Origin of the sequence: Roseospira visakhapatnamensis (genome assembly GCF_014197915.1) — a bacterium.
GTDB lineage: Bacteria > Pseudomonadota > Alphaproteobacteria > Rhodospirillales > Rhodospirillaceae > Rhodospira > Rhodospira visakhapatnamensis.
Genome location: NZ_JACIGK010000011.1, coordinates 137,998 through 151,502, shown reverse-complemented (window position 1 = coordinate 151,502; position 13,505 = coordinate 137,998). Strand labels below are relative to the sequence as shown.

Below are 13,505 nucleotides of genomic sequence, written 5' to 3'. Positions count from 1 at the left end.
CCGCCTTCACAATCTGATGGCACAGCGAATCATGAAAATCGCAAACTGGGGATCCCCTCACCATGAACTTTCTGTAATCCGAGTTCGGAGCCCTGGGGGCCTGTTGTGGTTGGCCTCCGCCTGTGGGCGCGCACGCGGACTGCGGTCCCCCAACGCGGCTCCGGCGCGCCGTCGCGCCGCACATCCAACGTGCCGCGCGCGGCAAGAAGACCCATGGACGCGCGGATCAGGCGTGGGGCAGGGCCTCCCGCCACACCGTCACCGCTTCGATGAACTCGTCCAAGGGCATGGACAGGGGGGCCGTCCGCGCGGCGGAGATGCTCGATCGTGACCACCGTCGCCGGGCACGTCGGGGGTGCCGAACACCACCCCCACGGTGGCCGTCAGGTCCGGCGTCAGCGCCAGGTTCGCGCCATCCCCCTTCGCGCCGTCGCCCTTGGCGCCACCACTGGCGGGGACGCCCTGGCGTCGGAGGCGGGAGCCGACGCCGGCTTGGAGGCTGCCGGCGCCGCGCCGGTCCGCACGGTTCCGCCCAGGCTCAGGTGGAGCACCATGTGATCCAGGCCGTCGCGGCGAAGGCGCGTGGCCGCGCGGGTGTAGCGTCCGGTATCGATGCGGGACTGGCAGAGCAGAAAGCCGCCGATGCGGTAGAGGTGGCGCCGATCCTGTTTGGAGGTGTCCGCCTGGACGCGGGACCGGGCACGAGTCCAGCCCGGAAGGGAGGGGTCCGGCACGAGAGGATTTCCGTGACAGACCATCTGCTGACAACCGCCTGAAGAACCGGTTGCAGTAAAGGTCTGTAGTATAGAAACCCCGCAGAAACCCTTGAGATATGGCGTCCCCTAGGGGATTCGAACCCCTGTTGCCGCCGTGAAAGGGCGGTGTCCTAGGCCTCTAGACGAAGGGGACCCGACGAACAGGCGCGTTTTCTAGGAGGTTGGCCGCGCGCTGTCAACAGACTTGCTGAACCGTCCCTCGGCATGCGGCACCGGCACGGCCTCGTGGGCCAGGGTGCGCCGCGCGATCGGGGTCCGCTCGCCGTCGGGGTCGACCAGAATCAGGGGCCGGTTGGTGGTGGCGCCGCCCACAGCATGACCCGGTGCCCCGCCCGCCGCAGGGCCTCCGCCCGGGCACAAATGGCCGGGGCCGGCGGTGAGATGCGCGCCGGCCCGGGGCGGGGCATCGACGGGGATCTTCTCGTCGACGTTCAGGCTGCCCATGACCAGCACGTGGGTCATGGGTCACCAGGGATCCAGTTCCGAGTCCCAGTACAGGTAGTCGCGCCAGCTCTCGTGCAGGAAGTTGGGCGGAAAGGCCCGCCCGACGTCCTGGAGGGCATGATGGGTGGGAACGCGGGGCTCCCGCATCAACGGCATCGACGCGGTCTTGGGGGTGCGGTTGCTCTTGCGGAGGTTGCAGGCGGCGCAGGCGGTGACGACGTTTTCCCAGGTCGTGCGCCCGCCCCAGGAGCGCGGCACGACGTGATCGAACGTCAACTCGTGCGTGGGAAAGCGCCGGCCACAGTACTGGCACGTGAAGCGGTCGCGCAGGAACACGTTGAACCGGGTGAATGCCGGCATGCGCGCCGTGCTGACGAACTCCTTCAGCGAGATGACGCTCGGCAACCGCACTTCCAGGCTTGGCGAGCGGATCACGGTGTCGTATTCGCAGACCACGTGGACGCGGTCGAGGAAAACCGACTTCACCGCGTCCTGCCAGGGCCACAGGGACAGCGGGAAATAGCTCAGCGGCCGATAGTCCGCGTTCAGGACCAGGGCCGGTGCGTGCGGTGGACCACCTTCCACGACAACCCCCAAGCCGGGACCGGCCTCGCTCGTCCGACCGGTCCTCGGACGGGGCCGGTGGCGAGGCTAATCCTTGAGACCTCCGTTTCCCGCAAGCGGGACGGACGCCGACGACATGGACCATTCAGGCGACGAGCGCCACTACATCTGGTAGCTTTCTACAGGAATGCCGACCCGACGACTATCAAGATTCCATGACGGTTTGTCAAAGTTATTGCGGCGGCGCAGCGAAACCGGTTCCGGACCCACCGGCGACGGTCACCCGCTTCGCGCCCAGCCCGACCGGCCTGCTGCACCTGGGTCACGTCCATGCCGCCCTGTTCGCCTGGCGGGCGGCCCGGGCGGCGGGCGGGCGCTTCCTGCTGCGCATCGAGGACATCGACCGGGGCCGCTGCCGCCCGGCCTTCGAGGCCGCCATCCTGGAGGACCTGGCCTGGCTGGGCCTGACCTGGGAGGCGCCGGTGCGCCGCCAGTCCGCGCATCTGGCGGCGCATCGCGCGGCGCTGGACCGGCTGGCCCGGATGGGCGTTGTCTATCCGTGCTTCTGCACGCGGGCCGAAATTCAGGCCGAGATCGCGGCCAGTCCCTCGGCGCCGCAGGGACCGGACGGTCCGCTCTATCCCGGGACCTGCCGTCGCCTGGACGCGGCGGAGCGGTCGGCGCGGCTGGCCGAGGGCCGGCCCCATGCCTTGCGGCTGGACATGGCGGCGGCGCTGGCCCGGGCGACCGCCGCCGGTCCGCTCTTGTGGCACGACCGCGCCCGGGGGACCCAGCGGGCCGCGCCCCAGCGGTTCGGCGATGTGGTGTTGGCGCGCAAGGACGTGCCCACCAGCTATCATCTGGCGGTGACCCTGGACGACGCGGCGCAAGGGGTGACCCTGGTGACCCGAGGCGAGGATCTGGTCGAGGCCACCCATGTGCATCGCCTGTTGCAGGCGCTGCTGGACCTGCCGGTGCCCACATGGCACCACCATGCCCTGATGACCGACGACACCGGCCGCCGCCTGGCCAAACGCGACAACGCCCGCGCGGTGCGGGCGTTGCGCGAGTCCGGGCTCGACGCGGTGGAGGTCCGGGCGCGGGCCGGCTTCCCCGATGGGTCGATCAGCGCGACAGCAGCAGGGGCAGGGTGAGGCCGGGCAGGATCGCCCGCGTCACCGTGCTGCGCCGCAACAGCGATCCCTCCTGCTGCACGTGCGCCCCCATGGCCAGCAACTCGGCGGCCAGATCGGCGCAACGCGACAGGATCAGTTCCGATACCGGAATGTCCGTCGGCGCCTCGTGCTCGATCTCCGCCTTGATGCCGTGGCGGCCGAGGGTGCCGCGATGGGCCTCCCACCGCCAGTTCAGGGCCACCGGGTCGCGGCCGATGGCCAGCAGGGTGACCAGATCGCACTGACCCATGAAGCCCACGGCGTCGGCCAGGGCGCGGGCGCCGGCGCTGTCCTCGTCCAGGGCCACGACGGCGCGGCGCGGCATGGTGAAGCGGGTGGTGATGTAGGGCAGCACCAGCAGGGGCCGGCCGCCGCCGGCGGCGATCTGCTCGATCACCTCGTTGGGGATGGTGTGGCCGGCCGCGTCGGGACGCGGCTGGGAGACGATGCCCAGGTCCACGGTTTGCAGGTTGGCGGCCAACTGGCTGGCCACCAGCTGGGCGTCGGCGCCGTGGATGGCGTGCCAGTCGCAGGAGAAGCCGCGCTCCTCGCAGGCGGCCCGGAACGGGGCCTCCAGGGTATCGACCCGGGTCAGGAACTCGCCGGAGACCTGCCGCGAATAGGGATGCCCCTCGTTGACGTCCACGATCCCGCCAATGCCGAGCACGTGCCCGGGGGCGGCGTCCTCGCCCAGGATGGTGCGGGCGGTGTCCAGGCGGATGCGCCAGGCATCGGTTTCATCGACGTGAACCAGGATGGTACGCGGGGTCATGCGGTCTCCTCCGTGTGTTCCGGCCGCGTGGGTCGGTCCCATGGGCATCCGTCGCGCGGTCTGTCATGCGGCGGCACTCCGTGGGCTCGCGGCTTCGCTGTTTTCGACGGGTTCTCAGCCCGCGACAGGCGCGGGCAGGGCGTCGGTTGAGGTCGTGACCGGTCCGGGGCCGGGCCGGCTGACCCGCTTATACCATGGGATTTCCGTGCCCGCGACGGGGGAAGCGCATGACCGGTCCGGTGGCGTCACGGCCCCCGGAGCCGCCGCGCCACGCCGACGAACACGACCCCGGTGCGCGCCGATCGGCGCTATCCCGCCGGCCCCGCGCTCACCTGCCACACCCGGTATCCGGCGTCCCGCAGGGCCTGGGCGATTTCCTCCAGGTGGGCGTGGCCGCGCGTCTCCACGGTGAACGACAGGTCGGTGCAGCGCGCCGACATGGTGGGGACCATGCGGTTGTGGGCCAGTTCGATCACGTTGCCGTCGTGGGCGGCGATGATGGCGGCCACGGCGGCCAGTTGACCCGGGGTGTCGGAGGTCTCCAGCGACAGGGTGCCAAGGCGGCCGTCCTGCATCAGTCCGCGCAGGATCACCGAGGCCAGCGTGCGCGGATCGATGTTGCCGCCCGACAGCACCACGCCGACCCGCTTGCCCCGGAAGCGCTGGCGGTTGGTGAGGACGGCGGCCAGCGAGGCGGCGCCGGCGCCCTCCGCGACCGTCTTTTCCACCTGGACATAGAGGTTGATGGCCCGCTCGATGGCGGACTCGCTGACCACCAGCACATCCACGTCCTGGCTGGCGAGAAGGCGCAGGGCCGCCGCCCCGGGGGCCTTGACGGCGATGCCCTCGGCCACCGTCTGGCCGCCGGGGACGAACGGCCGCCCGGCCAGGGCGTCGACCATGGCGGCGTAGGTCTCGGTCTGGACGCCGACGATCTCGATGTCCGGCCGAATCGCGCGCGCGGCCACGGTGACGCCGCCGATCAGGCCGCCGCCACCCACGGGCACGACCAGACTGTTCAACGTGGGCTGATCGGCCAGCATCTCCAGCGCCACGGTGCCCTGGCCGGCCATGATCAGCGGATCGTCATAGGGATGGATGAAGGTCAGGCCCTCGCGATCCATGATGGCCCGCGCCGTGGGCATGGATTCGGCCACGGTCTCACCGGCCAGCTCCACGCGCGCCCCCAGGGCGCGGGTGTTGTTGACCTTCACGAACGGCGTGTTGACCGGCATGACGATGACCGCCGGGATGCCCAGGCGCTGGGCGTGATAGGCCACCCCCTGGGCGTGGTTGCCGGCGGACACGGCGATGACCCCGGCGGCGCGCTGGGGGGCGTCCAGGGCGAGCAGGCGGTTGAGCGCGCCGCGATCCTTGAACGAGGCCGTGAACTGGTGGTTCTCGAACTTGATGAAGATCTCGGCGCCGGTGATGGCCGACAGCGTGCGCGAGCGCAGGAAGGGCGTGTTGGGCACGGCGCCGCGCAGGCGTTCGGCGGCGGCGTGGACGTCGTCGGCGGTCAGGGGCCAGTCAGGCGTGGCGCCGGACTGGGGAGCGGGGGTGTCGGGCATGGTCTGCGGTCTTGTCCTGGGCCTGGGCGCGGCACGATGCGGCATGACAGGATAGGCGGGCACGGGCGGCGCTGGAAAGAGCCGGAGGCGGGGCGGCTCAGCCGGTGATCACCTCTTCCAGGCGCGGCGGTTTCTTGGTGTCCATATGCGCCACCTGGGCCAGGAACAACTCCCCCGCGCCGATGGCGTCGAGGCGGGCGTCGTGCGCCTTGTAGCGCGGCAGGTTGTAGCGTTCGCGCGCCGCGTTCAGGCGCAGGGCGCCCCGGGTGATGGCGTCCTGGCGGCGCTCCAGCACGCGCTTTTCGATGCGCAGCGTGTCCACGTAGGGCACCAGCAGCGGATGCCCCAGAAGGCGCCGGCACGCGGCGTCCAGGAAGCCGCGCTCCACGTCGGCGAAATGGGCCACCGGCACCCGGCCGGTCATCGCCCGCAGCACACGGGGCAGCACGGTTTCCAGGGGCGGCGCCGCTTGCAGGTGGCGGTCGAGCAGACCGTGGATGACCGCCGATTCCTCGGGGACCGGCCGTGTCGGCCGGGCCAGGTGGTGGCCGGACTCCGAGAACACCACCGCGCCCCGGCGGACGGGGGCATAGCCGATGCTGATGATCTCGTCCTGCTCCGGGTTGAGGCCGGTGGTCTCCAGGTCGATGGCCAGGAACTCGACCGCGCTCCAGGGCGTGTCCAGGGTCGGATAGTCGACGGCGTAGTAGTCCTTGAGGGGACCGGGGCGACAGCGCAGCCACAGGATCTTGCGCGCCATGTCGGTGCCGATGAGGTGCCTGAGCATGCCCGCTCCCCTGTCCGCTACAGGCGTCCGGTTTGGTAGGCGGTGGCCAGCGCGCCCTGCATGGTCTTGACCACCGAAAAAGCGTCCTTGAGGTTGCTTTTCTCGAAATTGGACAACTCATCGGGAGAGATGTAGTTGTCCGCCTTCTTGTTGGCGCGGATGCGCAACGCCTGGTGCTTCAGCCGCATCGTGCTGATGAAGTCCCAGGCGTCCCGCAGGTCGGCGGCGCCATCCTTGGACACGCTGCCCATGTCGCGCGCGGTGTCCAGGCGGTCCAGGGTGTTGACCACCTCGGCGCCGGCGTCCAGGGCGTACACCCGGGCCAGATCGACGATGGGCACGATGCCGCGATGCTTCAGGTCCAGGGTCTGATTGTGCTCGCCCCCGCGCACCAGCACAAGATTCCGGAAGAACCCAAGCGGCGGCTGGCGACTGAGCGCATTGGACGCCATGTACGCGAGAAAGATGCGGCTACCCTTGGTCTTTTTGAGCACAGACGCGCGTAGGTCGTGAAACAGGCTATGATTGCCGAAGACCGGTCGCATGTCGAAAAAGACAGACGCATGCATCAAAGCCTTGGGGTCGGGCTGATCGATCCATTTATTGAAGTACTGTTTCCAGGTTTTCAGGGGTTGCCGCCAGCGTTCCGTCATGGCCATGACCTCGCCCGGGCAATAGACATAGCCACAGATGTTCAGGCCGTCGCACACCGTTTTCGTGAACGCCTGGAAGTACTCGCCGTGTTTCTCGGGATCGTAGGAATCGTCCAGCAACAGGCAATTGTCCTGGTCGGAGCGCGCCGTCTGCTCGTGGCGCGCCTGGCTGCCGGCCGCCAGCCAGACGAAGGGGATCGGCGGCGGCCCCAGGCGCTGCTCGGCCAGGGCCATCAGCCGCACCGTGGCGGCGTCGGACAGCGTCGAGATCACGTGGCCGATGTTATGGGCGCTGGCCCCGGAGTCCACCAGTTGCAGGGTCAGGTCGGGCACCAGTTCCAGGGCGTCGCGCATGCCCTCGGCGGTGTCGCGTTTGTAGATGTCGCGCACCAGATGGATCGAGGATGTGCTCTGCGTCTGCACCAGGTCCGTGCTGGTGATGACCCCGGCGAGCACGCCGTCGCGCAGGACGGGAAGATGGTGGATGGCGTTGCGTGACATCAGAAGCATGGCGTCGAACAGGTAGTCGTCCGCGCTCAACCGCAAGGGATCGGCGGTCATGACCGTCGACACCGGCGCGGTATATGGAAGCGCCTCGGCCACCACGCGGCTGCGCATGTCGCGGTCGGTGACGATGCCGGTCAGGGTGCCGCCGTCGTCCACGACCAGCAGGCAGGACACGTTCTCGGTGCGCATGGTGCGCGCGGTGTCCTGGATCGTGGTGTCCGGGCCGATGGTCAGGGGGGCCCGGCGCAGCATGTCGCCCAGGTGCATGCTCATGAGGTTGAGATGCCCGGCGCTGCGGTTGTTGGCCTCGCGGAGGCCGCTGCGCAGGCGGTTACCGCCGGCCGGCTCGAAGAAATAGGCGAACTGCTTGTAGGTCTTGCGAAGGTCGTGGAACTCGGCCCCCGGCAGGGCGTAGATCAGGCTGTCCTCCAGCACGTCCACGCGGTTCTTGGCCTCGCCGCCGTGCAGCAGGGCATCGACGCCGAAGGTCTCGCCCTCGCCCTTGCGGGCCAGCAACTGGCCGCTGGGGTCGTGGGTCTCCACGGCGCCGGTGCGCACGATGTACAGGTGCTCCACGTGGTCGCCGATGGCGATCATGCGCTTGCCCTGGCGGGCATAGCGGGCCTCCAGCTTGCCGGCGACGTCCGACAGCACCACGGCGGGCAACAGGTCGAAGGGGTGATGGGTGGCGATGAAATCGCGGATCTCGATCAGTTCCACGTCCATGAGAGCCTCTTGGGCACACGCGGGAAAAGGGCGACGCCTGGCAGCATGCCCGGTCGAGGCCGAAAAGAGAAGCGCGAGCCCCGGGCGACCAGGGCTCGCGCTATGGATTTTCTTACTCGGCCCGCGCTCTTATGGCGCGATTTCCCGTTGCGTCACGATCAGTGCCCCGTGGCGACATTGTTCGCGCGCGGCGTGCGAATGTCCTCGACCATGTGCTGGATGTGGTCGGGCGGCTCCGCCGTCACCTTGGACACGCCGAAGGCCACGGCGAAGTTCAGCAGCATGCCGACCGTGCCGATGCCCTCGGGCGAGATGCCGAGGAACCAGTATTCCGGCGTGTTGGCGACGGCCATGGGCTCGATGAACACACCCTTGTAGTAGATGATGTAGCCCATGGTGAACAGCAGGCCGGTCAGCATCCCGGCGATGGCGCCCTCGCGGTTGACCTTCTTGGAGAAGATGCCCATGAGGATGACCGGGAACAGGGACGAGGCCGCCAGGCCGAAGGCGAAGGCCACCACCTGGGCCACGAAGCCCGGTGGGTTGTAGCCCAGATACCCGGCGATGCAGATGGCCACGGCCACCGCGATACGCCCGGCCATCAACTCCGTTTTTTCGGAGATCCCCGGAGTCAGCGTGCCCTTGAGCAGGTCGTGGGAAATGCCCGAGGAGATCACCAGCAGCAGGCCGGCCGCCGTGGACAGGGCGGCGGCGATACCGCCGGCGGCCACCAGGGCGATGACCCAGTTGGGCAACTGGGCGATTTCAGGGTTGGCCAGCACCATGATATCGCGATCGACCTTCAACTCGTTGCCCTGCCAGCCCCAGTCCTGGGTCCTGGCGAGGAACTCCTCGTCGGCGCTCTTGTCGTTGTAGTACTGGATGCGGCCGTCGCCGTTCTTGTCCTCGAAGGCCAGCAGGCCGGTGGCTTCCCAGCGCTCCATCCAGTCCGGGCGCTCCTCGTAGACCAGGTTGCCCTCGGGATCGCCCACCGCGCCGATCTGCACGGTGTCGGTCAGGTTGAAGCGGGCCATGGCGCCCACGGCGGGGGCCACGGTGTACAGCAGGGCGATGAACACCAGCGCCCAGCCGGCGGAGGCGCGGGCATCACGCACGCGCGGCACGGTGAAGAAGCGCACGATCACGTGCGGCAGGCCGGCGGTACCGACCATCAGCGCCACGGTGATGGCGAACATGTCGATCATGCTCTTGCCGCCATCCGTGTATTCGATGAACCCGAGGTCGGTCACCACCTGATTGAGGCGCTCCAGCATGAAGCCGGAGCCGTCGGACAACTGGCTGCCGAAGGCGATCTGCGGAATCGGCATGCCGGTCATCTGCATGGAGATGAACACGGCCGGCACGGTGTAGGCGCAGATCAGCACGCAGTACTGGGCCACCTGGGTGTAGGTGATGCCCTTCATGCCGCCGAGCACGGCGTACACGAACACGATGCCCATGCCGATGACCAGGCCGGTCAGCAGTTCGACTTCCAGGAAGCGCGAGAAGACGATGCCGACGCCGCGCATCTGGCCGGCGACATACGTAAAGGAGATGAAGATCAGGCACAGCACGGCCACCAGGCGCGCGGTCCTGGAGTAGTAGCGGTCGCCGATGAACTCCGGCACCGTGAACTTGCCGTATTTGCGCAAGTATGGCGCGAGCAGCATGGCCAGCAGCACGTATCCGCCCGTCCAGCCCATCAGGTACACCGAGCCGCCGTAGCCCAGGAAGGCGATCAGGCCGGCCATGGAGATGAACGAGGCGGCGCTCATCCAGTCGGCCGCCGTGGCCATGCCGTTGGCCACCGGGTGCACGCCCTTGCCGGCCACGTAGAACTCGCCGGTGCTGCTGGCCCTGGACCAGATGGCGATCCCGATGTACAGCGCGAAACTGAGACCCACGGCGAGGTAGGTCAGCGTTGTCAGATCCATGTGTTGGGTCCCCCCCCCTTATTGTTCGTCAACGCCGTGATGGCGGTCCAGGGCGTTCATGCGAAGGGCATAAAAGACGATCAGAATCAGGAAGACGTAGATGGACCCCTGCTGCGCGAACCAGAACCCGAGCTTGAAGCCGCCGAGTTCGATAGCATTAAGCTGGTCAACCAAAAGGATGCCGAAGCCGTACGAAACGATGAACCATATGACAAGGCTGACGATGATCAAGGTCACGTTGGCACGCCAGTATTCGGCGTTGCCATTACGCGGATTTTCCGACATTTCTCCTACCTCCCAGAATAAAACGGCCCATGTTTCTTTGTCAGGCGCCTTGTTCACCACCGGCCGGTTCCGAGGCGTGTTTACTTTGTGAAACATGGGCGGCGTCGAGCGTTCCCTTCAAGGTTTGGACCAAGACAGTCAGTCCACCCTTAGAGGTGTCCCCTATGTTCCAAGGCAACGGGCCGGTCCGTCTACGGCCCTGGTCCGTCAATCAATCAGTGATTCTCCAGAGAGGCAAGAGCGAGCTGCAAGGGTTCTGATATTTTAGAGTAGCGTAAAATAAAATCGGGGCGGCCGACGGCGGTAGGTGGACACCCGATCCGCCGCCCGATTCGACCCTCAACATAGCCGAAATGGGATCGTGGCCCGATTGCTTGCGACCGGGCCGTGAGGAGTGACGCTCATCGCGCCCCGGCCGGATGGATCGGTCGCAGCGCCTTATCGGTGTAAAAAAAAACGGCGGTGATGCGCTTCGCTCCGACCGCCACGTGCCGATCGGCGGCGATCGGGCGCACATCGGCGATCCCCGGAAAGCCCAGGGCGTGGCGCAACCACGGGCCGGCCACGGACGGCAACGGTCATTCTCCATGACCGTTGGTATGAGGCGGGTGTCGCTCCCTTGTGCGCGGTGGCGGGGCGGGGCAGGCTGTCGCGCGCCCGGGCTCGCGAGGTCCGCCCCGGGGCTGATCAGACCCAAGGGGAGGGAGACGGTTCATGTCCCTAAGCGCATCCGACCCGGCTTCGGCGCCGGCCGCCGGGCCGATCGCCCGGTTGGCCTCCTGGGGGTTGCCTTTGTCCCGGCCGGGCGTGGCCTTCGGCGTGGTCGCGGTCCTGCTGGCGCTGGTGGTGGCGATCCAGGTGGCGATGCAGACCGGCGGCCGCAACGACGATGCCGAGTTGCTGCTGTTCTCCCAGACCCTGGCTTGGGGCTACGACCCGCTCAATCCGCCGCTGGTGGTCTGGCTGGCCTGGCTGATGGGGCAGGCGGTGGCGGGGGCCGGCCACCTGCTCGCGGCGCTGGGTCTCGATGCTGACGCATGGGGCGCGGCGCTGGCCGGCGCCTTGGGCGTGACGCCCAATCCGGGACTGCTGACCACGCGGGTGCTGATCGCCCTGCTGCTGTTCGCCGCCTACCCGCTGGCCCGCGCGGCGACCCGGACCCTGACCAGCGACCCCGGCATGGCCACCCTGTCCGGACTGTCCCTGGCCGCGCTGGTGGCCTGGGCCTGGGCGCCGCACATCAACCTGGCGCACACTGTGGCCATGACCACCGCCAGCTTTGCCCTGGTGGCGGTGGTTCTGCGGCTGGCCCGCGCGCCGTCATGGGGTGGATTCGTCCTGCTGGGCGTGGTCACGGGGCTGGCGCTGCTGACCAAGTACAATATCGTCCTGTTGCTGGCGGCGCTGCTGCTGGCCGGGCTGGCGACCCCGACCACGCGCGTCGTGCTCAGGGATGGGCGGCTGTGGCTGTCGATCGGGCTGGCGGCGGTAATCGCGGCGCCGCACGTGGTGTGGCTGCTGTTCCAGTGGACAGCGTTCCGCACCCTGGTGGACTCCAAGCTGGGGCGCGATGCGGCGCCGACGGCGGTCGACGCGGACGTCTGGAGCGGCCTGGTGCCGGGTCTGGCCAGCCTGGGCGAGCATGCCCTGATGGTCATCTTGCCGGCGGTGCCGCTGGCCCTGCTGGTGTTCTGGCGCGCGCTCCTGGTCCGCCCGGCGCGGGACGGCGACGCCGACCCGCGACAGCGCGACCTGTTCCGCTTCGCGGCGCTGGTGCCGCTGCTCCTGCTGCTGCTGATGGCGGCGCTGGTGCCGCTGGCCGGGGTGACGTCGTTCAACCCGCATCACCCCTATGCCCTGATCATCGTGGTCGTGCCGCTGTTCGCCTGGCTGTCGCGGGGCCGGGTGACGGACGCCGCGCGGGGGCTGTTCGCGCTGGTCTGCGTGGTCCTGTCGCTGGTGGTGCCGCTGGCCATGGCCGACATGATCCATCGCACCGCCCGGACCTGCGTGGCCAAGTGCAACACGGCGCTGCCGTACGCCGCCTGGGCGGACGGCCTGCGCGCGGCCGGCTTCGGCGGCGGGACGGTGCTGGTGCTGGGCAGCGTGCATCACCTGCCGCTGGAGAACCTGCGGGCCTTCCTGCCCGGTGCCCGCCTGCTGCGACCGGCCGACCACCAGAAAAGCGGCTTCGCGCCGCCGCCGTCGTCGCCGCCGGGTGATTGCCTGGTGCTGTGGCCGGCCGCCTCCCTGCCGGAGACGGCGGCGCGGCTGCGGACCGGGGGCTTGCCGGGTCAGGGGCCGGACACGCGCCTGCCGGCCGAAGCGGTGGTCGGTGTCCTGGACGGACACCTGGCCCTGTCCGGCCGCCCGGCGCCGCCGCTGGGCTATGCGTTGGTGCCGGGGGGCCTGGGGTCCTGCCGGTGAGCGGTCAGGATTCGGCCTCGACCTCGCCTTCGACCTCGAACGGGGCGACCGTATGGCCGTGGTTCATGGGGCCGTGGCCCTGGCCCAGGCCGGGCGCGGTTTCCATGGCCCGGCGCAGGTAGGCGCGCGCGCGCGTCACGGCGGCGATCAGCGGGCGCCCCTGGGACAGGCCGCAGGCGATGGCGGAGGCCAGGGTGCAGCCGGTGCCGTGGGTGGCCCGGGTGTGGAGGCGCGGTCCCGCGAAGTGGTGCGTGCCCTCGGGCGTGATCAGCAGGTCCACCACCGTCTCGCCGTCCAGGTGCCCGCCCTTCATCAGCACCGCCCGGGGTCCCATGGCGAGCAGCCGCCGGCCCACCCGCTCCAGGTCGTGCTCGTCGGCGATGCGGTCGCCGGCCAGCGCCTCGGCCTCGGGCGCGTTCGGCGTCAGCAGCGTGGCGCGCGGCACCAGGGTCTCGCGCAACGCCGTCTCGGCCTGGGCTTCCAGAAGCGGGTGCCCCCCCTTGGCCACCATCACCGGATCCACCACCAGGGGGGTGTCGCCGCCGTGGCGGGCGAGCGTCCGGGCCACGGCGTCGATGACCTCGGCGGAGCCCATCATGCCGGTCTTGAGAGCATCGGCGCCGATGTCCTCCAGCACCAGGGTGATCTGCTGGACGATGACGTCGACCGGGATCGGATGGACCCCGAACACGCCCTGGGTGTTCTGGGCGGTGATGGCGGTGACGGCCGTGGCGGCGTGGCCGCCCAGGGCCGTGACTGCCTTGATGTCCGCCTGAATGCCGGCGCCGCCGCCGGAGTCCGAGCCGGCGACGATCAGGACGCGTCCATTCATGGGATCGGGATCTCCTTATCGGTGGTGTGGTTCCCGGGACCGGACGGGGCCT

The 13,505-nt window shown here is 69.0% G+C and carries 12 protein-coding genes and 1 tRNA gene; 2 read left to right on the top strand and 11 right to left on the bottom strand.

The genetic code is table 11. From position 1 onward, the window contains the following. Window positions 1-395: 395 nt before the first annotated feature. The 4 genes from GGD89_RS09190 to GGD89_RS09175 all read right to left on the bottom strand — a co-directional run bounded on the left by GGD89_RS09190 (window position 396) and on the right by GGD89_RS09175 (window position 1,805). Complete coding sequence (locus GGD89_RS09190) at window positions 396-734, bottom strand: hypothetical protein (protein WP_184044369.1); 339 nt, start codon at window positions 732-734, stop codon at window positions 396-398. A gap of 99 nt (window positions 735-833) precedes the next feature. Further along, window positions 834-909 (bottom strand) — tRNA-Glu (locus tag GGD89_RS09185). 20 nt (window positions 910-929) lie between these two features. Further along, window positions 930-1,238 carry a hypothetical protein gene (locus GGD89_RS09180; protein ID WP_184044367.1) on the bottom strand — a complete coding sequence of 103 codons (309 nt, stop codon included), beginning with the start codon at window positions 1,236-1,238 and terminating at the stop codon, window positions 930-932. A gap of 3 nt (window positions 1,239-1,241) precedes the next feature. Then, window positions 1,242-1,805 carry an HNH endonuclease gene (locus tag GGD89_RS09175; protein WP_184044365.1) on the bottom strand — a complete coding sequence of 188 codons (564 nt, stop codon included), beginning with the start codon at window positions 1,803-1,805 and terminating at the stop codon, window positions 1,242-1,244. 194 nt (window positions 1,806-1,999) lie between these two features. Between GGD89_RS09175 and gluQRS the strand changes: the two genes are divergently transcribed. Next, entirely contained in the window at window positions 2,000-2,938 is a 939-nt protein-coding gene (gene gluQRS / locus GGD89_RS09170) for a tRNA glutamyl-Q(34) synthetase GluQRS (protein WP_184044363.1), read from the top strand. On the opposite strand, the gene GGD89_RS09165 is transcribed toward gluQRS, so the two are convergent. The 6 genes from GGD89_RS09165 to GGD89_RS09140 form a co-directional block, all read right to left on the bottom strand. Continuing rightward, window positions 2,910-3,731: a hypothetical protein gene (locus GGD89_RS09165; protein ID WP_184044361.1), complete on the bottom strand. Its 822-nt coding sequence runs from the start codon at window positions 3,729-3,731 to the stop codon at window positions 2,910-2,912. The genes gluQRS and GGD89_RS09165 overlap by 29 nt on opposite strands. A 308-nt stretch (window positions 3,732-4,039) precedes the next feature. Beyond that, complete coding sequence (locus tag GGD89_RS09160; protein WP_184044359.1) at window positions 4,040-5,302, bottom strand: threonine ammonia-lyase; 1,263 nt, start codon at window positions 5,300-5,302, stop codon at window positions 4,040-4,042. 97 nt (window positions 5,303-5,399) lie between these two features. Further along, the gene (locus tag GGD89_RS09155) at window positions 5,400-6,089 is read right to left on the bottom strand and encodes an exonuclease domain-containing protein (protein ID WP_184044357.1); all 690 of its coding nucleotides are present in this window, start codon (window positions 6,087-6,089) and stop codon (window positions 5,400-5,402) included. Between the two features lie 17 nt (window positions 6,090-6,106). Next, a complete protein-coding gene (locus GGD89_RS09150) occupies window positions 6,107-7,975 on the bottom strand; it encodes a putative nucleotidyltransferase substrate binding domain-containing protein (protein ID WP_184044355.1) in 1,869 nt (622 codons plus the stop codon). 158 nt (window positions 7,976-8,133) lie between these two features. Next, window positions 8,134-9,909, bottom strand: coding sequence for a sodium:solute symporter family protein (locus GGD89_RS09145; RefSeq protein ID WP_184044353.1), 1,776 nt, complete (start codon window positions 9,907-9,909; stop codon window positions 8,134-8,136). Window positions 9,910-9,927: 18 nt separating this feature from the next. Beyond that, a complete protein-coding gene (locus GGD89_RS09140) occupies window positions 9,928-10,251 on the bottom strand; it encodes a DUF4212 domain-containing protein (RefSeq protein ID WP_343058571.1) in 324 nt (107 codons plus the stop codon). 657 nt (window positions 10,252-10,908) lie between these two features. Here GGD89_RS09140 and GGD89_RS09135 point away from each other — a divergent pair. Beyond that, on the top strand, window positions 10,909-12,621 hold the full coding sequence (locus GGD89_RS09135; RefSeq protein ID WP_184044351.1) for a glycosyltransferase family 39 protein: 1,713 nt from the start codon (window positions 10,909-10,911) through the stop codon (window positions 12,619-12,621). 4 nt (window positions 12,622-12,625) lie between these two features. On the opposite strand, the gene thiD is transcribed toward GGD89_RS09135, so the two are convergent. Beyond that, a complete protein-coding gene (thiD, locus tag GGD89_RS09130) occupies window positions 12,626-13,453 on the bottom strand; it encodes a bifunctional hydroxymethylpyrimidine kinase/phosphomethylpyrimidine kinase (RefSeq protein WP_184044349.1) in 828 nt (275 codons plus the stop codon). Window positions 13,454-13,505 lie beyond the last annotated feature (52 nt).